The organism is Streptomyces sp. NBRC 110611, from assembly GCF_001590865.1.
Classification (GTDB): Bacteria; Actinomycetota; Actinomycetes; order Streptomycetales; family Streptomycetaceae; genus Streptomyces.
On the sequence record NZ_BBUY01000002.1, the window covers coordinates 785,231 to 805,468 of the forward strand.

18 protein-coding genes are annotated in these 20,238 nt (G+C 73.5%); 3 read left to right on the forward strand and 15 right to left on the reverse strand.

Annotation, left to right across the window (positions count from 1 at the left end; all coding sequences use genetic code 11):
• Positions 1–10: 10 nt before the first annotated feature.
• The gene (locus tag AZE13_RS07975) at positions 11–943 is read right to left on the reverse strand and encodes a hypothetical protein (RefSeq protein ID WP_079123790.1); all 933 of its coding nucleotides are present in this window, start codon (positions 941–943) and stop codon (positions 11–13) included.
• A 341-nt stretch (positions 944–1,284) separates the two neighbouring features.
• On the reverse strand, positions 1,285–2,235 hold the full coding sequence (locus tag AZE13_RS38990; RefSeq protein ID WP_066928354.1) for a transglycosylase family protein: 951 nt from the start codon (positions 2,233–2,235) through the stop codon (positions 1,285–1,287).
• Positions 2,236–2,518: 283 nt separating this feature from the next.
• Between AZE13_RS38990 and AZE13_RS07985 the strand changes: the two genes are divergently transcribed.
• Complete coding sequence (locus AZE13_RS07985) at positions 2,519–3,337, forward strand: hypothetical protein (protein ID WP_181690278.1); 819 nt, start codon at positions 2,519–2,521, stop codon at positions 3,335–3,337.
• 173 nt (positions 3,338–3,510) lie between these two features.
• Positions 3,511–3,792, forward strand: coding sequence for a hypothetical protein (locus AZE13_RS07990; protein ID WP_066928358.1), 282 nt, complete (start codon positions 3,511–3,513; stop codon positions 3,790–3,792).
• Between the two features lie 100 nt (positions 3,793–3,892).
• Here the strand turns inward: AZE13_RS07990 and der are convergent, their stop codons facing one another.
• The 4 genes from der to AZE13_RS08010 form a co-directional block, all read right to left on the reverse strand.
• The gene (gene der / locus AZE13_RS07995; RefSeq protein WP_066928360.1) at positions 3,893–5,353 is read right to left on the reverse strand and encodes a ribosome biogenesis GTPase Der; all 1,461 of its coding nucleotides are present in this window, start codon (positions 5,351–5,353) and stop codon (positions 3,893–3,895) included.
• Positions 5,354–5,443: 90 nt separating this feature from the next.
• Positions 5,444–6,031 (reverse strand): lysophospholipid acyltransferase family protein, encoded by a 588-nt coding sequence (locus AZE13_RS08000; protein WP_258527646.1) that lies wholly within the window; start codon positions 6,029–6,031, stop codon positions 5,444–5,446.
• Between the two features lie 152 nt (positions 6,032–6,183).
• On the reverse strand, positions 6,184–6,915 hold the full coding sequence (cmk, locus tag AZE13_RS08005; protein ID WP_066928362.1) for a (d)CMP kinase: 732 nt from the start codon (positions 6,913–6,915) through the stop codon (positions 6,184–6,186).
• A 116-nt stretch (positions 6,916–7,031) separates the two neighbouring features.
• Positions 7,032–8,117 carry a prephenate dehydrogenase gene (locus AZE13_RS08010; protein ID WP_066928364.1) on the reverse strand — a complete coding sequence of 362 codons (1,086 nt, stop codon included), beginning with the start codon at positions 8,115–8,117 and terminating at the stop codon, positions 7,032–7,034.
• A 329-nt stretch (positions 8,118–8,446) separates the two neighbouring features.
• Between AZE13_RS08010 and AZE13_RS08015 the strand changes: the two genes are divergently transcribed.
• Positions 8,447–9,085 (forward strand): DNA polymerase beta superfamily protein, encoded by a 639-nt coding sequence (locus tag AZE13_RS08015; RefSeq protein WP_066928580.1) that lies wholly within the window; start codon positions 8,447–8,449, stop codon positions 9,083–9,085.
• Between the two features lie 14 nt (positions 9,086–9,099).
• Here the strand turns inward: AZE13_RS08015 and AZE13_RS08020 are convergent, their stop codons facing one another.
• The 9 genes from AZE13_RS08020 to AZE13_RS08060 form a co-directional block, all read right to left on the reverse strand.
• Positions 9,100–9,957, reverse strand: coding sequence for a DNA polymerase beta superfamily protein (locus AZE13_RS08020; protein WP_079123815.1), 858 nt, complete (start codon positions 9,955–9,957; stop codon positions 9,100–9,102).
• A gap of 16 nt (positions 9,958–9,973) precedes the next feature.
• The gene (locus AZE13_RS08025; RefSeq protein WP_066928366.1) at positions 9,974–11,050 is read right to left on the reverse strand and encodes an ADP-ribosylglycohydrolase family protein; all 1,077 of its coding nucleotides are present in this window, start codon (positions 11,048–11,050) and stop codon (positions 9,974–9,976) included.
• Between the two features lie 127 nt (positions 11,051–11,177).
• Complete coding sequence (locus AZE13_RS08030; protein ID WP_066928367.1) at positions 11,178–12,359, reverse strand: pseudouridine synthase; 1,182 nt, start codon at positions 12,357–12,359, stop codon at positions 11,178–11,180.
• A complete protein-coding gene (gene scpB, locus AZE13_RS08035; RefSeq protein ID WP_398780120.1) occupies positions 12,359–13,108 on the reverse strand; it encodes an SMC-Scp complex subunit ScpB in 750 nt (249 codons plus the stop codon). Before scpB ends, AZE13_RS08030 begins: the two co-directional genes overlap by 1 nt.
• Positions 13,109–13,146: 38 nt before the next feature.
• Positions 13,147–14,202, reverse strand: coding sequence for a segregation and condensation protein A (locus AZE13_RS08040; RefSeq protein ID WP_066928369.1), 1,056 nt, complete (start codon positions 14,200–14,202; stop codon positions 13,147–13,149).
• A 382-nt stretch (positions 14,203–14,584) separates the two neighbouring features.
• On the reverse strand, positions 14,585–15,238 hold the full coding sequence (locus AZE13_RS08045; protein ID WP_181690279.1) for a hypothetical protein: 654 nt from the start codon (positions 15,236–15,238) through the stop codon (positions 14,585–14,587).
• Positions 15,223–16,239 carry an AAA family ATPase gene (locus AZE13_RS08050; protein ID WP_066928373.1) on the reverse strand — a complete coding sequence of 339 codons (1,017 nt, stop codon included), beginning with the start codon at positions 16,237–16,239 and terminating at the stop codon, positions 15,223–15,225. Before AZE13_RS08050 ends, AZE13_RS08045 begins: the two co-directional genes overlap by 16 nt.
• Positions 16,240–16,733: 494 nt before the next feature.
• Positions 16,734–17,849, reverse strand: coding sequence for an alanine dehydrogenase (ald, locus tag AZE13_RS08055; RefSeq protein ID WP_066928584.1), 1,116 nt, complete (start codon positions 17,847–17,849; stop codon positions 16,734–16,736).
• A 161-nt stretch (positions 17,850–18,010) separates the two neighbouring features.
• Positions 18,011–20,194, reverse strand: a complete 2,184-nt coding sequence (locus tag AZE13_RS08060; RefSeq protein WP_066928375.1) for a tetratricopeptide repeat protein — start codon at positions 20,192–20,194, stop codon at positions 18,011–18,013.
• Positions 20,195–20,238 lie beyond the last annotated feature (44 nt).

Genomic DNA, 20,238 nt, shown 5'->3' on the forward strand with positions numbered 1-20,238 from the left:
AGGGCCGGTGTCAGCTGCCGTCCGGTCCGGTGACCCGTATGGCCAGGTCGTTGTCGAGCGTGTAGTACGGGCCGATGCGCAGCGGCCCGGCGGCGGCCCGTACCGGAAGCGCCGGGTAGCTGACGGCCTGCTTCTTGTCCGCGACATCGTCCAGCAGCCGGGCCAGCCGGACCGGGTGGGCGCCCTCGGCGGGGCGCAGCCACAGGTCCCAGCGCCTGCCGCCCGTCTCCCAGTGGCCGGCCAGCTCCTCGTAGGACAGCGTGAAGGTGAAGTCCGCGCCGTCGACGGCCAGCGGGGCGGTGACCGTGGCCGGTGCGGCGTCCGGCGCCCCGGCGGTACGGCGCGCGCGGGCCTCGGCCCGGGCGCCGGCCGCCGGAACCGCGCCGTAGAGCCGGCCGGAGACCGTCATCCCGTCGGGCGCCAGGTGGATGTCGCCGGCCTCCGCGTGCGGGCCGCGCAGCCAGCTGCGCAGCGCCAGGCTGCCGAACGTGGTGGCGTACGGGATGCGTACGCCGAGCCGGCCGATGCCCGCCAGGGGACGGCGGTCCACCAGCGAGCTGAGGTCGTTGGTGCCGAGCTGCAACGGGCGGGGTTCCCGGCCGTCGCCGAGGTCGGCGTAGGCGTTCCAGCGCCCCTCGGCGAGGGCGACGGTGCTGGGCAGCACGGCGCGCAGCCGGCCGGCGCCGTTCGGGCCGAGCGGCAGCCGCACCTCGTCGTCCGCACCGTCGCCGCCGGGCCGTCGCAGCACCAGCGCGGCGCTCCAGACGCCGGCCGCGTCCTGAGGAACCGTCAGGTCGAAGGTGAGGCCGCCCGCCGAGTCCGCGATGCAGTCGGCCCGCAGGTCGGCCTGCCCGGTCACGGCATCTCCGGACGCCTCGCCCCCGGTCACGACGTCTCCCGACGCCTCGTCCCCGGTCACGGCCGGCCGGCTCGACGCGGTCATGCCGTCCGCACCCCTCTCAGTGCGGCGCGCGTGCCGCTGCCGCCGGCGGGGAAGACCGGGGCGGGCCCGGTGCCGTACGCACGGTGAATCAGGAGTGAGCTGTACATCCGTCCCTGCGTCCCTGGTCTTCCGGATTGTCCCTGCGCCCCCCGCTGACCGCTTCGCGCTCCCCTCCTCACAGCACAAAGCGTCCAGCTCGCTGAACGAAGAGACCGGGGAAAGACGTTCCAGGTTGGGTGCTTTGACCAAGATGTGCCGCAAAAGTTAGGTCATCGATAGCATTGCCGGGGAACCTCTGCGGGCCATTCGACGTCCGCACCGGGGATCGGGGGCGACGCCCTCTACCGGGCGTGCGGACGCCGGCGCCCGCGCGCCCCGTCCTGCCACACCGACGCGTCCTCCATGGCGGGCTCGAACATCTCGGCACGGGGAACGATCACGTCGCCGGCCGGATCCGACGAGGCGCCGTCGCCGCCCGCCCCGCCGATGCCGTCGCCGCCCACCGCGCCGATGCCGTCGAGCCCGGCCGCGCCGTCCAGCCCGGCGGTGCCCTCCGGCCCGACCGGGCCGCCCGGCCGCACGTCCTCCGTCGGCCAGGACTCACCGCCGCGCCCGGGCGGCCGGACCGGCACCGCCTGCGGAACGTCCTGGTCCGTGCCCCGCGGAAGCCGCAGCCGGGTCCCGACCTGCAACCGCCTCGGATCACGTCCGATGGTCTTCCGGTTGGCCTTGTACAGCGCGCGCCAGCCGCCCGGCACGCCGTGCCCGGCGGCGATGGAGCCGAGGCTGTCCCCCGGCCGCACCACATACGTCCCGCCGCCCTGCCCGCCGCTCTCCTCCGCGCTCTCCTCCCCGCCGCCGCTCCCGCCGATCAGCCCGTACCGCTTGGCGCACACCGGCCAGGCGCGCCAGCCCTGGGCCGCCTGGACCCGCTTGGCGATCTCGATCTGCTCGTCGCGGGTGGCGAGGTCGGCCCGCCGCGCGAAGGCCAGGCCGCCGAACTCCTCCCAGGTGGACTGCCAGAACTGCAGGCCGCCGTAGAACCTGTTGCCGGTGTTGCTGTGCCAGTCGCCGCCGCTCTCGCAGTCGGCGAGACAGGCCCACGGCCACTCCTCCTCGGCACACCCGTGCCGCGCCTTCCCCCCGCCTCCGCCTCCACCTCCGCCACCGCCGCCCCCGTACGGCTCGCCGACCGCGGCACCCGGCAGCCACAGCACCAGGGCGGTGACGGCCGCGGTGAGCCGCCCGACGGATCCCACGAAGCGCCGCGGCGCCGAAGAGTTGTCCGACATAGCCGGTGACGGTAGGCAGCCGTCCGCCGTTGGCCAGGGCGCCGCGCCCTGCCCGGCCCGGCCCCACCCGGTCCGGTGTACGGAAAGCGTCCGACTGCGCCGGGTTTTGCGCAGAAGTTGGCGATATGTGATCGCTTTTCGGACGCGCTTCCATGGTTTCCCGCTGTGCGGGGATTGGTTCGATTCTGTTCCCGTCGCCGCGTGACCCCTGCCGCAGATCACCCGTTGTCCTTTTACGAGCCGGGAGACCGCCCGGCAGACGCACAGAGATCGAGGAGCCCCCGTGCCGCGCATGCTCGACGTCAGCGCCGACGTTCGCGCCGAGATCGGCGACGAAGAAGCCGACCGGCTGCTGGTCGGTGACGGCGCCCCCGGCAACTACGACTGCACCTCCTGCCGGACCCCCGGGGACAGCGAGCAGGAGCGCACCAGCACCGTCCTGTTCGTGGGAGAGGAGACCGCGGTGCTCGCGTTCGCCCACGCCACGTGCATCCCCTCGCAGGTCGTCCCGGTGTCGGAGGAACAGCTCCAGGGAGCCGTGCGCTCCATCACCGGAGAGGACCCCGCCCCGCGCCCCCCGGCTCCGGAGCCCGCCCCGGCCGCCCCGGCCGCACCGGCTCCCGGGGGCGGCCGCCAGGCCACGCTCGGGATCACCTGCGGTCTGGTGCTGGTGGGGGATGAACTGCGCCCCGCCCTGGTGGTCGAGCCGGACGGCCCGATCGTCCGCCCCGGCTCGACGAGCCAGCAGGACGAGTTCCTCACCCTCCTCATGGAGCAGGGCTTCCGGCAGGTGGAGGACGTGAACCAGCTGCCCGTCATGAATCACGGCTGGTCCGCGCTGCTGGCCATGGGCAAGCTGCACGCCGTCCTGCAGCCGGGCAACGCCGGCAGCCAGGCCGCCTGGTGGCAGGCCCACCAGCCGCTGCCCGTCTCCGACGGCTGGCGGCAGGCGGCCACCAAGACCCAGACCGTGCTGATGTACGCGGCGCCCGCGGGCGCCATCGGCCACCAGCCGCGCGAGGACCTGATGCGGACGGCGCTGGAGAAGGCCGCCAGGAACGGGGCGCTGGTCGCCGCGGTGATGCCGCTGGCCGGCACCTGACAGTCCGTCCGCACCCGATCGCGGGGGCGGGACCGCCGATCCGGCCGGTCCCGCCCCCGCGATCAGCCATTTCCGCAGTGAGACCGCATCCCTGGGCCATCAGGGTCGTTGGCACATACGTGCACGCATACGACCCCTCCGCCCGCGCCCCGTACCCTCACCCGATCCCCGGCATGCGCTCGTCGCACGAACACCGGCCGGCGCCCACCGGCGACCGCGGTTCGGCAACGCCGATCTACGACGCGCTGTACGCCGAGTACCGCCGCGCCTTCCGGGCCCTGCCCGGGGACCGCACGGACGAGCCGGAGACCCCGGAGGTGCTGCGCGGGAGCTGGGGCCGTACGACGGCGTCCACGGGCCACTGGGAGGTCGTCGGCCGCCAGCCGTACCACCCCAGGGCCGGCCACCTCCCGGCCCTCCCCCCGGGCCCCCGGGACACCCGCCCCCGCCACTGAGCCTGTCCAGGAGGCCGGCCGCCTGTCCAGGAGGCCGGCCGGGGGCGCGCACTTCGCGCCGGGTGCCGCGGGTACGCCCGCGACGTCCCGGCCACGGCCACTACTTCTTCTTGCCGCGCTTCTCGCGGACCCGCACCGAGATGTGGATCGGCGTCCCCTCGAAGCCGAACTCCTCGCGCAGCCGGCGCTCGACGAAGCGGCGGTAGCCGGCCTCGAGGAAGCCGGAGGCGAAGAGGACGAAGCGCGGGGGCTTGGTGCCGGCCTGGGTGCCGAAGAGGATGCGGGGCTGCTTGCCGCCGCGGATCGGGTGCGGGTGGGAGGCGACGATCTCGCCGAGGAAGGCGTTCAGACGCCCCGTCGGGATACGGGTCTCCCAGCCGGCCAGCGCGGTCTCGATCGCCGGGACCAGCTTCTCCATGTGGCGGCCGGTGCGCGCGGAGACGTTCACCCGCATCGCCCACGGGACCTGCACGAGGTCCCGCTCGATCTCCCGCTCCAGGTAGAAGCGGCGCTCCTCGTCGAGGGTGTCCCACTTGTTGTACGCGATGACCAGGGCGCGCCCGGCCTCCACGGCCATGGTGATGATCCGCTGGTCCTGGACGCTGATGGATTCGGAGGCGTCGATCAGGACGACCGCGACCTCGGCCTTCTCCACGGCCGCCGCGGTGCGCAGCGAGGCGTAGTAGTCGGCGCCCTCCTGGAGGTGCACCCGGCGGCGGATACCGGCGGTGTCCACGAACTTCCAGGTCTTGCCGCCCAGTTCGATCATCTCGTCGACCGGGTCGCGGGTGGTGCCGGCCAGTTCGTTGACCACCACCCGCTCCTCGCCGGCGACCTTGTTCAGCAGCGAGGACTTGCCGACGTTCGGGCGGCCGATCAGCGCGATCCGGCGGGGGCCGCCGACGGCCGCGCCGAAGGTCTGCGCGGGCGCCTCGGGCAGCGCCTCCAGCGCGGCGTCGAGCATGTCGCCGGTGCCCCGGCCGTGCAGCGCGGAGACCGGGTACGGCTCGCCGAGGCCCAGCGACCACAGCATGGCGGCGTCGGCCTCGCCGGACGGGCCGTCGACCTTGTTGGCGGCCAGCACCACCGGCTTGCCGGACCGGCGCAGCAGCTTGACGACGGCCTCGTCGGTGTCGGTCGCGCCGACCTTGGAGTCGACGACGAAGACGACCGCGTCCGCGGCCTCGATGGCGAACTCGGCCTGCATCGCCACGGACGCGTCGATGCCGAGCACGTCCTGCTCCCAGCCGCCGGTGTCGACGACCTTGAAGCGGCGGCCGTTCCAGTCGGCCTCGTAGGTGACCCGGTCGCGGGTGACGCCGGGCCGGTCCTCGACGACCGCCTCACGGCGGCCGATGATGCGGTTCACCAGCGTCGACTTGCCGACGTTGGGGCGGCCGATGACGGCGAGGACGGGCAGCGGGCCGTGGCCGGCCGCGGCGATGTCACCCTCGACCTCGTCGAGGTCGAAGCCCTCCTGCGCGGCGAGCTCCATGAACTCCGCGTACTCGGCGTCGCCAAGCGCACCGTGCTCGTCGCCGGTGGGGATCTGGTCGTTCATGAAGTCCGTTCCTCACGCATTCACTGTGCGGCTTGCCGCCGCGTGGTCATCGGTGGGCCCGCTCGTCGCGGCCCACTACTCAAGTGTGGTTCAGCGCCCGGTCAGGCGCCTGGCCTCGGCCAGGTGGGCGGTCAGCCGCTCCTGGATCCGTACGGTCGCCTCGTCGAGCGCCTTACGGGTGCGCCGCCCGCTGCCGTCACCCGCCTCGAAGGCGTCGCCGAAGACGACGTCGACGCGGGCGCGCAGCGGCGGCAGCGCGCGGGTCAGTCTGCTGTGGCGGTCCTTGCCGCCGAGGACCGCCACCGGTACGACGGGAGCGCCGGAGCGCACCGCGAAGTACGCCAGGCCGGACCGCAGCGAGGCGAAGTCGCCTTCGCCGCGGGTGCCTTCCGGGAAGATCCCCAGCACCCCGCCGCGCTCCAGCACGCCGAGCGCGTCGGTGATCGCCTTGCGGTCGGCGGAGTCGCGGTCCACCTTCAGCTGCCCGATGCCCCGCAGGAACGGGTCCAGCGGGCCGACGAAGGCTTCCTTCTTGATCAGGAAGTGCACCGGCCGCGGCGCGGTGCCCATCAGCATCGGGCCGTCGATGCCGTGCGAGTGGTTGACGGCGAGGATCACCGGCCCGGCGGACGGCACCCGCCAGGCGCCCAGCACCCGCGGCCGCCACAGCCCGTACATCAGGCCGATGCCGATCCGGCGGCCGACGCCGGCGCCGGAAGCGCTGGGGAGGCCGGAACGGCGATCCGTCCCGGCGCCCGTGGCGCCCGTGCCCCCGGAACGGCGGTCCGTCCCGCTGCCTCCCGTGGCGCTCGGTGTCCTGCCGGGTCCGGTCACCGGGCGAGTCCCGCCTTTTCGGCGCTGACGCCCTCGATGAGGGTGACCACACACTCGATGACCTGCTCCAGCGTCAGCTCGGTGGTGTCCACCTCGACGGCGTCGTCCGCCTTGGCCAGCGGGGAGGCCTTCCGGGACGAATCGGCGGCGTCCCGCTTGATCAGCGCCTCGCGGGTGGCGGCCAGGTCCGTGGCCTCCTTGCCCTTGAGCTCGCCGCTGCGACGGGCGGCCCGCGCCTCGGGAGAGGCGGTGAGGAAGATCTTGAGGTCGGCGTCCGGCAGGACCGTGCTGCCGATGTCCCGGCCCTCGACGACGATGCCGCCGCGGGCGGTCATGGCGATGGTGCGCTGCAGCTCGGTGATCAGGGCCCGCACCTCGGGGACCGCGCTGACGGCGCTGACCGCGGCGGTGACCTCCTGGGTACGGATCGGACCCGCGGCGTCCAGGCCGTCGACCGTGATGGTGGGGGCGGCCGGATCGGTGCCGGAGACGATCACGGGCTTGGTGGCGGCGTCGGCCACGGCCGCGGCGTCCCGGACGTCGATGCCGTTGCTCAGCATCCACCACGTGATCGCGCGGTACTGGGCGCCGGTGTCGAGGTAGCCGAGGCCCAGCTTGGCGGCGACGGCCTTGGACGTGCTGGACTTGCCCGTGCCTGCGGGGCCGTCGATGGCGACAATCACTGCAGCCGGGGCGGTCCGAGCGGCGGTTTCCACGGTGACGAACACCTTTCTTGTCCACGTCTTGCACACGGGGCGGGTCCAGCGGGGGGCCGGCAGAGGGCCAGGGCCGTAAGAGCCCCGCACAAGGTTACTGGCTCACCCGCACGGCGCCGTCCACGGAGTCACTGCCGGATCGACCACCCCCGCTCGCGCAGCTCCGCGGTCAGCCCGGGCACCGCCTGCGGCTCGACCATGAGCTGGATGAAGCCCGCCTGCTGGCCGGTGGCGTGCTCGATGCGGACGTCCTCGATGTTGACCCCGGCCCGGCCGGCGTCGGCGAAGATCCGGGCCAGCTCGCCGGGCTGGTCGCCGATGTGGACCGCGACGATCTCGTACGCGGCCGGGGCGGCGCCGTGTTTGCCGGGGACCCGCTCGCGGCCGGCGTTGCCCCGCCGCAGCACGTCCTCGACACCGCCGGCACCGGCGCCGCGTTTGTCCTCGTCGGCGGACTCCAGGGAGCGCAGGGACCGTACCGTCTCGTCCAGATCGGCGGCGATCTCGGACAGCACATCGGCGACCGGGCCGGGGTTGGCGGAGAGGATCTCGACCCACATCCCCGGATCGGAGGCCGCGATCCGCGTCACATCGCGGATGCCCTGGCCGCAGAGGCGTACCGCGGTCTCGTCGGCCCCCTTGAGGCGGGCGGCGACGAGGCTGGAGAGCAGCTGCGGGGTGTGCGACACCAGGGCGACGGCGCGGTCGTGGGCGTCCGCGTCCATCACCACCGGGACGGCCCGGCACAGCGCCACCAGCTCCAGGGCGAGGTTGAGCACCTCGGTGTCGCCGCCGGGGGCCGGGGTCAGCACCCACGGGCGGCCCTCGAAGAGGTCGGCGGTGGCGGCCAGCGGGCCGGAACGCTCCTTGCCCGCCATCGGGTGCGTACCGAGGTAGCCGGTCAGATCGCAGCCCATGGCCTCCAGCTCCCGGCGCGGGCCGCCCTTGACGCTGGCGACATCGATGTACGCCCGCGCCGCGCCGCGCCGGACGGCCGCGGCCAGCGTCGTCGCGACATGGGTCGGCGGTACGGCCACGACGGCCAGGTCGACCGGCCCCGGCGGTGCCCCGGCGACGCCCGCGCCGAGCGCGGCGGCCGTCAGGGCCTGGGCCTGGTCGTGGTCCTCCAGGAACACCTGCACGCCGCGCGCGTGGAGCGCGAGGGCGACCGAGGTGCCGATCAGGCCCGTTCCGATGACGAGTGCGGTCCTCACTGCGCGATGTCCTTTCGCACTGCTCCCCCTTGTGTCGTGTGCCGCGTCACGCTCCTGTGCACGCACTGATCAGCGTAACCAGCGGCACTGACATTCCGTACGCGGCGGGTGACCGGGGACGGGCGGGAGCCCGCCGCTGAAGCCCCGCGGGCGAAACGGGTGGCACCCGCCCCTCCGGTCCGGCCACAATCGCCGTCATGCCGGAAGCCGCCACGACCTCCTCCGCACGCTCGTCCACGCACTCGTCCACGCATTCACGAGAGACGTCCACGCCCGTCGCCGACCCGGGGCACTCCCTGGTCGCCGAGCACACCGTCTACGCGTGTGTGATGGGCTCGCGCGCCTTCGGGCTGGCGACGGAGCACAGCGACACCGACCGGCGCGGGGTCTACCAGGCCCCGACCCGGCTCTTCTGGAGCTTCGAGAAACCCCCGAAGCATGTGGAGGGCCCGCGCGAGGAGGAGTTCTCCTGGGAGCTGGAACGCTTCTGCGAGCTGGCGCTGCGGGCCAACCCCAACATCCTGGAGTGCCTGCACTCCCCTCTCGTGGAGCGCGTCGACGCCACCGGCCGGGAGCTGCTCGCGCTGCGCGACGCCTTCCTGTCCCGGGAGGTCCACCGCACCTTCGCTGGCTACGCCGCCGGCCAGCTCCGGCAGATCCGGGCCGATCTGCGGCAGCGCGGGGCGCCCCGCTGGAAGCACGTCATGCATCTGCTGCGCCTGCTGACCTGCTCACGCGACCTGCTCCGTACCGGCGTGCTCACCCTGGACGTCGGCCCCGAGCGGGAGCGGCTGCTGGCGGTCAGGCGTGGCGAGGTGGCCTGGGAGGCGGTCGAGCAGCGGATGGCGCGGCTGGCCGAGGAGGCCGAGGCGGCGGTGTCCCGGTCGCCGCTGCCGGCCGGGCCGGACCGGGCCCGGGTGGCGGACTTCCTGTTCCGGGCCCGGCAGTCCTCGGCCCTCGGCCGCTGAGTCCGGCCAGGCGGTCAGATGCCGGGGCAGCGGGGCGAGGCCGGGGCCGGGGCCGGGAACCCGTCCAGCCGGGCCCGCACGATCAGGTCGTGCAGCGCGTCACGGCCGGCGGGGGCATCCGGCAGGGCGGTGGCGGCCTGGGCGGCGTCCAGCCGGGCGTGCAGCGCCTCGATGTCCGTACGCAGCCGCGCCGGATCCACCACCTCCCCGGCGAGACCGTGCTCGGCCTCCTCCTTGGCCGCGATCAGCTCCGCCACGTAGGGCGGGGCGGCCACCTCCTCCGCCAGGGTGGGCAGATGGGCCCGGAGCCGGCCGCTGGCCATGAGGTGGATGCCCGTGAGCAGCACCCGCAACGTGTACAGCAGCGGTTTCAGCTCGCCGGTCTTCTCGAACAGCCGCCACTGGGTGGTGGCGAAGCCGCGGTAGTGGTGGGCGTGGTGGGCCGTGAGCAGGCCGGGGGCGAGCGCGATCAGCTCCCGGTGCACGTCGGTGGTGTGCACGACCAGCGGGGAGAGCAGCTGCTCCAGTACGTAGCCGTTGCGGCGGAGCAGCAGCCGGGCGAACTTCCGCAGGTCGTGCGAGACCAGGTCCATCTCGACCCGGTCCCGGTCCCACATCCGCGTCCTGGTCTCCTCCGGCTCGTGGAGTCCGACCAGGGCGGCGGCCGGCAGCAGGTGGGCGCCGCGCAGGTCGACATCGGAGTCGCGGGACGGGAAGCCGTAGAGGTGCGCCCCGGACACGGTCGCGAAGATCAGCGGATCGTCCTGTTCCGCGACCACGGCACCCAGGTCGACGGCGGGCAGCCCGGCTGCGCGGAGGACCGCGTCCCGCCGCGTGGTCTCAGGCGTGTTCTCAGGCGTGTTCTCAGGCATGGTCTCGGGCGTGGTCTCAGGCATCCGCGTGACCACCATGTTCTCCGGCGTCCCGGACATCCCAGGCCTCCCCCAGCGCCAGCAGTTCGTCGCGGTACTCGATACGGGCGGTCCAGTCCTCGGGCCAGGCGCCGGCTCCCCACCAGGCACCCGCGAAGGCGCCGGTCAGGCAGGCGATCGAGTCGGAGTCGCCGGAGCTGCAGGCGGCCCGGCGCAGCGCGGTGAGCGGCTCGTCGGGGAAGAGCAGGAAGCACAGCAGGCCGGTGGCCAGTGCCTCCTCCGCGATCCAGCCGGCGCCGGTGGCCAGGCACGGATCGGCCTCCGGATCCGGCGCGGCGAGCGCCGCGTCCAGCCGGTCCAGCGCGCCGAGGCAGTCGTCCCAGCCCCGGGTGATGAACGCCGTCGCGGAGGGGTCCTGGGCCTGCCGCCACAGGTCGCCCAGCCAGTCCTCCCGGTAGACGGTGCGCTGTTCGTGGGCGTACGCGCGGAGCAGGGCGGGCAGCCCGGCGGGCGGCGCACCGTCGGCGAGCGCGCGGACCGCGTACGCGGTCAGGTCACTGGCGGCGAGCGCGGTGGGGTGCCCATGGGTCAGCGCGGACTGCAGCTGGGCGGCGCCGGAGCGCTGCTGCGGGCTCAGCCCCGGTACGAGCCCGACGGGCGCGACCCGCATATTGGCGCCGCACCCCTTCGACCCGATCCGGCCGGCCTCGGCCCAGGGCCGGTCCGGGTCGCTGAGCAGCTCGCAGGCGCGCAGGCAGGTGGCGCCCGGTGCCCGGTCGTTGTCGGGCGAGCGCCACCAGGCGACGTACTCGTCGCGCACCGGACGCACAAGGCTCCGCGGGCCCGGCTCGCCGTGCTCCAGCGCCGTACGCAGCCCGCGTCCCAGCGCCAGGGTCATCTGGGTGTCGTCGGTGACGAGGGCGGGGTCGGGGAGCGCCATCCGCCGCCACGGCCCGCACTTGGCGAGGATCGCCGGTACGTCGTCGAACTCCGTCGGAAAGCCCAGCGCATCACCGAGCGCCAGGCCCATGAGCGCGCCGGTGGCGGCGGATGTCGTCGCCCCGGCGACCGCGGCCGCCCCCGTGAACCCCATAAAAACCACCCCTTAATCGTCATGATGACGTTAAGGGGTGGGGGCCCGGCCCCGCAAACCGGGAACCGGGAGCTCCTACAGTTCGGGAACTCCCACGGCTACGGCTACGGTTGCGGCTGCCGCTCTGCTACAGCTCGACCTCGCGCATCAGCATCCCGACCTCCGTGTTGGTCATCCGGCGCAGCCAGCCCGACTTCTGGTCGCCCAGCGTGATCGGGCCGAAGGCCGTACGCACCAGCTTGTCGACCGGGAAGCCGGCCTCGGCGAGCATCCGGCGCACGATGTGCTTACGGCCCTCGTGGAGGCTCACCTCGACCAGGTAGTTCTTGCCGGTGTTCTCGACGACCCGGAAGTGGTCGGCGCGGGCGTAGCCGTCCTCGAGCTGGATACCGTCCTTCAGCCGCTTGCCCAGATCGCGCGGGAGCGGGCCCTGGATCGCCGCCAGGTAGGTCTTCTTGACGCCGTAGCGGGGGTGCGTCAGGCGGTGGGCCAGCTCGCCGTGGTTGGTGAGCAGGATGATGCCCTCGGTCTCGGTGTCCAGCCGGCCGACGTGGAACAGCCGCGTCTCGCGGTTGGTGACGTAGTCGCCCAGGCACTGGCGGCCGTCCGGGTCCTCCATCGTGGAGACGACACCGGCCGGCTTGTTGAGGGCGAAGAAGAGGTACGACTGGGTGGCGACGGTCAGGCCGTCGACCTTGATCTCGTCCTTCTCCGGGTCGACCCGGACACCCTGCTCGGTGACGATCCGGCCGTTGACCTCGACCCGTGCCTGGTCGATCAGTTCCTCACAGGCCCGCCGCGAGCCCATACCGGCCCTGGCCAGCACCTTCTGCAGCCGCTCGCCCTCCTGCTCGCCGAACGTCTTGGGTGTCGTGACCCGCGGCTTGTTGTGCCGGGCGCGGTTGCGCTCCTCGATCTGCGCGTCGTACTCGCGGGGCCGCGCGGGCGCCTGGCCCCGGCCGCCCCGGGGGCCGCCGCCCTTGCCGCCAGGACGGCCCGTCGTGTCGGCGGCGCCCCTGCGGGGACCGCCCTTGGCGCCGCCGCGGGCCGCCGCGCCCCGGCCGCCGCCGGTCTTGCCGCCGCCCCGGCGGTCGTCACGGCGGTCATCACGGCGCTCGTCACGGGAGCCCGCCGGGCCGCCGGAGCCACCGCCCGGTCCGCCCTGTCCACCCTGTCCGCCCACGTTGTAGCGGCGCTCCTCGGGACGGGGGCGGCCGGCTCGCTGCTGCTTCTCGTCCCTGTTGTTGCCGGCACCGCGGTAGTTCCCGCGTCCGCCGCTGCCCCTGCTGTTCCTGCCGCTGCTTCGCATCAATGATCCGTCTGAGAGTCGCCGCTGTCGTCTACGTCGAACGACGGGATACCTTCCGCGGAGTCGCTCTCGACGGCTTCCGCCTCCGGGAGGAACGGTGCGAGCTCGGGGAGCTCGTCCAGGCCGCGCAGGCCCATCCGCTCCAGAAAGTAATTCGTCGTCCTGTACAGGATCGCACCTGTTTCAGGTTCCGTCCCCGCCTCCTCCACCAGGCCGCGCTGGAGGAGCGTGCGCATCACACCGTCACAGTTCACACCGCGAACGGCCGAGACGCGGGAACGGCTGACCGGCTGACGGTACGCGACCACGGCCAGAGTCTCCAATGCGGCCTGGGTGAGCCGGGCCTGCTGGCCGTCCAGGACGAAGGCCTCGACCGCGTCCGCATACTCGGCACGGGAGTAGAAGCGCCAGCCGCCGGCCACCAGACGGAGATCGAAACCGCGGCCCTGACGCGTGTAGTCGTCGGAGAGCTCGCGCAGTGCCAGCGCGACCGCTCGCCGGGGCCGCTGCAGCACCCTGGCCAGGTGCTCCTCGGTCGCCGGCTCGTCGACGACCATGAGGACGGCCTCCAGCGCGGGCTGGAGATCCAGCTCGGCGACGCCCAGCGCACCGGCCGGTGCCTCGGGCCGCTCCCCCGGGCCACCGCCGTCCGCGTCCGCGCCGACGGCCTCCGTCACGTCGTACGCCCGGGCGGCGGCCCGGTAAGTCTCCGTGGCCCGACGAGCCTCCGTGGCCCCGTGAGCCTCCATGGCCCCGTCGCCCGTCCCACTGCCACCGGCCACGCCACTCATCCCCGCTCCTCTTCCTCTTCCGCTTCCGTTTCTTCCGCTTCCGTTTCTTCCTCTTCCGTTTCCACTTCCGCTCGGCTCGGTTCCTGGTCTTCCGCTCGGCTCGGTTCCTGATCGAACTCGTCCGTCACCACGGGCACGGTCCCCTCCACGCCCGTCCAGCGGACCGTGAGCGTGCCGAGGGCCTCCTCCTGGTCCAGCGCCACCACCCGCTCCCGGTAGAGCTCCAGGAGGGCCAGGAAGCGTGCCACGACGGTGAGGGTGTCCGGTGCGTCCGCGGTCAGCTCCTGGAAGCTGCTCTCGCCCGACTCGCGCAGCCGCGCCACCACCACCTCGGCCTGCTCGCGCACGCTCACCAACGGGGCGTGGATGTGGTCCACGTAGACCTGCGGCGCGGCTTTGGGCTGCATCGCCTTCACCGCGAGCCTGGCGAAACCCTCCGCGCCGATGCTGATCACGACCTCGGGCAGCAGCTCGGCGTGGTGCGGCTCCAGCCCGACCGTGCGGGGATGGCGCCGGGCCTCGTCCGCCAGCCGCCCGTGGAAGATGTCCGCGATCTGTTTGTACGCGCGGTACTGGAGCAGCCGCGCGAACAGCAGGTCGCGGGCCTCCAGGAGCGCGAGGTCGGCCTCGTCCTCGACTTCGGCGGCGGGCAGCAGCCGGGCCGCCTTCAGGTCGAGCAGGGTGGCCGCGACGACGAGGAACTCCGTCGTCTGGTCCAGGTCCCAGTCCGGGCCCATGGCACGGATGTGGGCCATGAATTCGTCGGTCACCCTGGAGAGCGCGACCTCGGTGATGTCCAGCTTGTGCTTGGAGATCAGCTGCAGCAGGAGGTCGAAGGGGCCCTCGAAGTTGTCGAGCCGCAGCGTGAACGTTCCGTCGCCGCCTTCGGCACCCCCGCCGTCCTCGCCGCCCCTGTCCTCGCCGCCCCTCTCGCCCGGCTCCATGGGACCAGCCGCCACCGGTGCCTCCGGATCCGCCATCCCCGCACCGGCCCCCCGCCCGAGTCGTCTGCGGGCGCGGGGCGCGGGGGCGTCGTCGTCGGTCGTCGGCATCGCGGTCCAGAGTGCTGCGGTCCCGCGCCGGGAGGGGCGACGGGCTGGTCACGGGCGGGACACCCGCCGGAGAGGCAGGCTATCCCGTACGCACCCAGTACACGCTCCAGGCCGCGCGGCAGGCCTCAGGGGTCTCCCCATAGGGGGTCGGGGGTCTCCCGTAGGGGACGGTCGAACAGATCCCCTAAGGGACGCGAGGCCCCCCTGCGGGGCCACAACGAAGAGGGGATGGACGGTATTCCACCTACGCAGGGTGGGTACCTGACGCCGCGCAGGGTGGTACCTGACGCCACGCAGGGTGGGTGGTAACTGACGCCGCGCAAGGTTTGTACCCGACGCCGCACAGGGTGCCGTATCTAACGTCCGTGCCTAACGTCCGCGCCTAACGTCCGCGCAGGCGCCGTACGAGGATGCTGGCGTCGCCGCGGGATTCCAGGTCGGCGAGGACGACGGCGACCGCCTCGCGGACGATCCGGCCGCGGTCGACCGCGAGGCCGTGTTCGCCGCGCAGCACCAGGCGCGCGTGCTCGAGGTCCATGAGCTCCTCCGCGGAGACATAGACGGTGATCTTCTCGTCGTGCCGTTCCCGGCCGCTGGGGCGGCGGTTGGCACCCCGGGTGCCCCGGCGGCGGCCCTGGCCGCCCGCCTGTGCGGCGGCCGCGGCGGCGTCCGCCGTGACCTGGCCCGGCTGGGTGCGGTGGGCCTTGCCGCCGTCCCCGTCCTGCTCGCGCCCGCCGTGTTCGGCCGCGGGCGTGACCGAGGGCACCCGGGGCGGGGTGGCCGGTCCGCCGTCAGCGGCCGTCACCGGGGTGTCCGTGCCGCCGTTCTGCCGCCGCTGCCGGGCAGGGGCGGTCGTCTCCGGTGCCTCCGTGGCCTGCTCGGGCTCGCCGCCCGGCGCGGGCACCCGCGGGGCCTCGCCGTTGGCCGCGGCCGCCGAACCGTTCGCGGTGCGGCGGGGGCTGGAGGGCTGCAGCCCCACTCCCCCGGTGGTGCGGAACAGTTCGTCGGCTCCCGGCAGACTCACTCGGCGTGACACCGGGCGAGCACCTCCCTGGCGAGCTGGCGATAGGCGGCGGCACCGACGGAGTTGGAGGCGTACGTGGTGATCGGCTCGCCCGCGACAGTGGTCTCCGGGAAGCGGACCGTACGGCCGATGACGGTGTGGTAGACGTGGTCGCCGAAGGCCTCCACGACGCGCGCCAGCACCTCACGGCTGTGCACGGTACGGGAGTCGTACATCGTCGCCAGGATGCCGTCCAGCTCCAGCTCGGGGTTGAGCCGCTCCTGGACCTTCTCGATCGTCTCGGTGAGCAGCGCCACACCGCGCAGCGCGAAGAACTCGCACTCCAGCGGCACGATGACCTTGTGAGCGGCCGTCAGGGCGTTGACGGTGAGCAGGCCGAGGGACGGCTGGCAGTCGATGACGATGTAGTCGTAGTCGGCCAGCAGCGGCTTCAGGGCGCGCTGCAGGGTCGACTCCCGGGCGACCTCGCTGACCAGCTGCACCTCTGCCGCCGACAAGTCGATATTGCTGGGCAGCAGGTCCATGTTGGGGACCGCGGTCTTCAGGAGCACCTCGTCGGCCGACATGCCCCGCTCCATGAGCAGGTTGTAGACCGTCAGGTCGAGCTCCATCGGGTTGACGCCGAGCCCGACCGACAGGGCACCCTGCGGGTCGAAGTCGACGAGCAGCACCCGTCGCCCGTATTCGGCGAGTGCGGCGCCCAGGTTGATGGTCGAGGTGGTCTTGCCCACCCCGCCCTTCTGGTTGCACATCGCGATGATCTTGGCCGGGCCGTGCTCCGACAGCGGTCCCGGGATGGGGAAGTAAGGGAGCGGGCGTCCGGTCGGGCCGACGCGTTCGCGGCGCTGGCGCGCGGCGTCCGGCGCGAGCGTCGCGGCGTATTCGGGGTCCGGCTCGTACTCCGCGTCCGGATCGTAGAAGTGCCCCTGGGGCAGGTCGTCGTAGTCGGCGAGACGGGCGGGTTCTCCACTGCCCCGGTCGCCGGCCATGGCGTTCACGTGATGGCCGTCCATACTCTGGTGGGCTGTCGTGGAAATGCTGTGGTGCGCTGCGAAGGTGTGGACCGCTGCGGAGCCGACAGCCTCGAGCCCCGAGGGACCCTGGCCCCGTGCGAACGCTCCTGGGTGACCGCCTCCGGGAGTAAATGTCGACTCATTCACAAGTCGTCTTACCTCCTTGGACGTGACCAGGAAACTTTATCGATAGGTCAGCGTGGCACCATGCCGACGGTTGGCGACTCTATGGCGTGTCGGGCGTCCGCAGCAACACAATCCACCGGACCCGGCACGATGTGTCGGTAACCGGACCCTTCGATGTCAAGAGCGCAGGCGGGATCGCTTCGTAGTTCCGGGAGTGCGCGAATCGGTTAAAGGGTTACGTTCACGGCGAGTTGAGAGACGACGTTCCGGAACGGTACGCGCCAGGGGCCCGATATGCGACCGGCCGGGCCCTGTCGCCAGGGCCCGGCCGGAGGTGCGGCGTTGACGCCGCTCGTTGACGTCCCGTCTCAGCCGAGGAGGGTGCGCAGCTCGACGCACTCGAGGCCGTGGGCCTCGGCGACGGACGGGTAGACCACCTTGCCGTCGTGCGTGTTCAGGCCCTTGGCCAGCGCCGGGTCACGGCGCAGCGCCTCGACCCAGCCGCGGTTCGCCAGCTCCACGATGTAGGGCAGCGTGGCGTTGGTGAGCGCGTAGGTGGAGGTGTTCGGCACCGCGCCGGGCATGTTGGCGACGCAGTAGAAGACCGAGTTGTGGACCTCGAAGGTCGGCTCGGCGTGCGTGGTGGGACGGGAGTCCTCGAAGCAGCCGCCCTGGTCGATGGCGATGTCGACAAGGACACTTCCGGGCTTCATCTTGGCGACGAGCTCGTTGGTGACCAGCTTGGGGGCCTTGGCGCCGGGGATCAGGACGGCACCGACGACGAGGTCGGCCTCGACGACGGCCTTCTCCAGCTCGAAGGCGTTGGAGACGATCGTCTGCACCTTGGTGCCGAAGATCTTGTCGGCCTCGCGGAGCTTGTTGATGTCCTTGTCGAGCAGGGTGACGTGGAAGCCGAGGCCCACGGCGATCTGCACGGCGTTCCAGCCGGAGACACCGCCGCCGATGACGACCGCCTTGCCCGCGGCGACACCGGGGACGCCGCCGGGCAGCACACCGCGGCCGCCGGCCTGACGCATCAGGTGGTACGCGCCGACCTGCGGGGCGATCCGGCCCGCGACCTCGGACATCGGGGCGAGCAGCGGCAGCGCCCGGCCGGCCGTCTCGACGGTCTCGTAGGCGATGGCGGTGGTGCCGGACTCCAGCAGGGCGTCGGTGCACTCCTTGGAGGCGGCCAGGTGCAGGTAGGTGAAGAGCGTCTGGTCCTTGCGGAGGCGGTGGTACTCCTCCGCGATCGGCTCCTTGACCTTGAGCAGCAGGTCAGCGGTGCCCCAGACCTCATCGGCGGTGTCCAGGATGGTGGCACCGGCGGAGACGTACTCCTCGTTCGTGATGGACGAGCCGAGACCGGCGTCCTTCTCGATGAAGACCTGGTGGCCGTGGCGGACGAGCTCGTTGACTCCGGCGGGCGTGATGGCCACGCGGAACTCGTTGTTCTTGACCTCGCGGGGGATGCCGACCTTCACGTCGATCACGGTCCTTGAATGGGAGGGTGCAGGAGGAATTATCCCCTCCCGCAATGCATGACGGAACTGACCGCGCCGTACGCGGCCCAGCCAGTCTATTGAAGGATCTGCTGTTGTCTAGCCTTGCAAAGCACTAATTTCCGCGAGATGTGCTACCTATTTCACAGGCGATCGGGGTGATCTTCCAGGAGACGCTCCCCCACATCGCGGTGCAGCCGCGCTGCCGTGGGGTCCCCGAGCCGGTCGAGGGTGTCCGCGATCCGCAGCCGCAGCTCCGCCTCCACCCGCCCGTCCTCCGCCTTCCGGGCCGTTTCCAGGGCCTCCAGGCAGGTCCGCAGTGCCTCTTCCGGCCGCCCCGCGCGCTCCTGGACCCCGGCCATCTCGCCGACGGCCCGCGCCCGGCCGGCCGGGTCGCCGAGCCGTCGGTAGGTCCTGGCGGCCGCCCGCCACTCCGCGAGCGCCTCGTCCCACCGGGCCGCGCAGGCGTACGCGGCGCCGGTCCGGCCGTGCAGCCGGGCCGCGTCCGCCCGCTCGCCGCGGGCCAGCCGCAGCTCCAGCGCCCGCCCGTACCAGTCGGCGGCCCGCTGCCAGTCGCCCAGCTCGGCGTACGTACCGCCCAGTGACTCCAGCGCCCGGCCGGCGGCCACCGGGTCCCGCGCCGAACGGGCCGCCTCCAGCGCGCCCCGGTAGCGGACGGCCGCCTGCTCCGGCCGTCCCGCCCGGCCGTCCAGATCCGCGAGGTTCAGCAGCGCGGCGGCCTGCTCGCGGGCCAGCCCGCGCCGCTCGGCGACCCGGAGGACCAGCTCGTGCAGCCCGTAGAGGTCCGGCGCGGCCGCCTCGGCCCCCTCGTGCGCCAGCAGGGTCCGGGTCAGCGCGGCCATCAGCCGCCGGTCCAGCGTGTCGAGTCCGCCGTCCGCCACCGCGACCCCGGCCGCGTCGAGGAGCGCGCCGCGGCGGCTGCGCAGCCAGTGCGCGGCGGCGGCCCGGGAGGAGAAGCGCAGTGAGCGCGGCAGCCCGTCGGCCTTCCGGCGGGCGGGGGACCCGGCCGGCTCGGCCATCGCCCGGCAGGAGTGCAGCAGCCGTACGGTCCGCTCCAGCATCCGGGCCCGGGCCAGCTGGACGTCGGCGGGCCGCTCGTGCGCGTCGAGCAGCGCGCGGGCGAGCGGGGCGAGCGAGCCGGGAAGGCGGTACGGGGTGTGCAGCGCGGCGTCGGGCAGCGGGGGCCCGGGGGGCCGGCCGCCCTCGGCGGGCACCGGCCGCAGCAGGCCGAGCGCGGCCAGGTCGTCCAGCACCGTGGCGGCCACCGCCACCGAACAGCCGGCCAGCGCGGAGGCGATCTGCGCGTCCACGAGGCCGGCCGGGGCCAGGGTGCTCAGCCGCAGTATCCGGGCCGCGGCCGCGGGCAGCGCCGCCGCGGCGAGCTGGAAGGCCCGGAACAGCGGGCGGCCGGAGCCGGGCAGGTCCCCGGGCAGCGGGACGGCGCGCAGCCCCTGCCGCAGATCGGAGACGGACGCCTTGGGCCGGGCGGCGAGCCAGGCGCCGGCCAGGATCAGCGCCGCCGGCTGCCCGCCGCACTCCTCGGCGACGCTCTCGGCGGTCCGCGGGTCGACGGTGATCCGGGTCGGCCCGGCGTACCGGCTGAGGATCTCGACACAGGCCGGGCCGTCCAGGCCGCCCAGGACGCACGGCCGGACGTCCGGGATGCCGGTCAGCGGCCCCTGGGAGACCACCACGACCAGGCAGTCCGGGGCGTCCGGCAGCAGCGGTGCGACGGCGTCCGCACCGGGGGCGTCGTCCAGGAAGAGCAGGGCCCGGCGCCCGGCGAGGGCACCGCGCAGCCGCTCGGTCAGCTCGTCCTCGTCCGCGCCCGGCGACGGCCGCTCCCCGAGGGCGGCCAGCAGGTCACGCGCGATCCGGGCGGTGCCGGGCCGCTCGCCGCCCGGCCCGGTCAGCACCGCCCGCAGCACTCCGTCCGGGTAGTCGCCGGCCAGCTCGCCCAGCAGCCGCTCGGCCAGCGCGGAACGGCCGGAGCCGGGACGGCCGGCGATCAGCAGCACCCGGCTGCGGGCGCCCTTCCGCCCGGAGAGGGTGTCCAGGCCGGCCCGGGCGATCTCGGCGTGCAGCTCCCTGAGCTCACGGTGGCGTCCGGCGAAACCGGGGACGGACGGCACGGGGACGGACGGCACGGGGGCGGACGGCGCGGGGGCGGACGCGGGAGTGCCGGGGCGGACGGCGGCGCCGTCCGCGCGCCGCGCCGGGGGCATCCGCCGGCCGGGTGCCGCCGCGGCGGACCCGTCCCCCGCCCCGGGCGGGAGGTACCCCCCGTCCACCGCCTGCTCCGTCACCGGTCACGCTCCCGTCCAGCCGCGCGTACGAGCCCGTCGCGAGT

Excerpts from the sequence above, each read along its gene's own strand:
- AZE13_RS07975 (WP_079123790.1), bottom strand. The coding sequence starts at position 943 with ATGACCGCGTCGAGCCGGCCGGCCGTGACCGGGGACGAGGCGTCGGGA.
- AZE13_RS38990 (WP_066928354.1), bottom strand. The coding sequence starts at position 2,235 with ATGTCGGACAACTCTTCGGCGCCGCGGCGCTTCGTGGGATCCGTCGGG.
- AZE13_RS07990 (WP_066928358.1), top strand. The coding sequence starts at position 3,511 with ATGCGCTCGTCGCACGAACACCGGCCGGCGCCCACCGGCGACCGCGGT.
- der (WP_066928360.1), bottom strand. The coding sequence starts at position 5,353 with ATGAACGACCAGATCCCCACCGGCGACGAGCACGGTGCGCTTGGCGAC.
- AZE13_RS08000 (WP_258527646.1), bottom strand. The coding sequence starts at position 6,031 with ATGTACGGGCTGTGGCGGCCGCGGGTGCTGGGCGCCTGGCGGGTGCCG.
- AZE13_RS08015 (WP_066928580.1), top strand. The coding sequence starts at position 8,447 with ATGGGCTCGCGCGCCTTCGGGCTGGCGACGGAGCACAGCGACACCGAC.
- AZE13_RS08020 (WP_079123815.1), bottom strand. The coding sequence starts at position 9,957 with ATGCCTGAGAACACGCCTGAGAACACGCCTGAGACCACGCGGCGGGAC.
- AZE13_RS08025 (WP_066928366.1), bottom strand. The coding sequence starts at position 11,050 with ATGGGGTTCACGGGGGCGGCCGCGGTCGCCGGGGCGACGACATCCGCC.
- AZE13_RS08030 (WP_066928367.1), bottom strand. The coding sequence starts at position 12,359 with ATGCGAAGCAGCGGCAGGAACAGCAGGGGCAGCGGCGGACGCGGGAAC.
- scpB (WP_398780120.1), bottom strand. The coding sequence starts at position 13,108 with ATGGAGGCTCACGGGGCCACGGAGGCTCGTCGGGCCACGGAGACTTAC.
- AZE13_RS08040 (WP_066928369.1), bottom strand. The coding sequence starts at position 14,202 with ATGCCGACGACCGACGACGACGCCCCCGCGCCCCGCGCCCGCAGACGA.
- AZE13_RS08050 (WP_066928373.1), bottom strand. The coding sequence starts at position 16,239 with ATGGACGGCCATCACGTGAACGCCATGGCCGGCGACCGGGGCAGTGGA.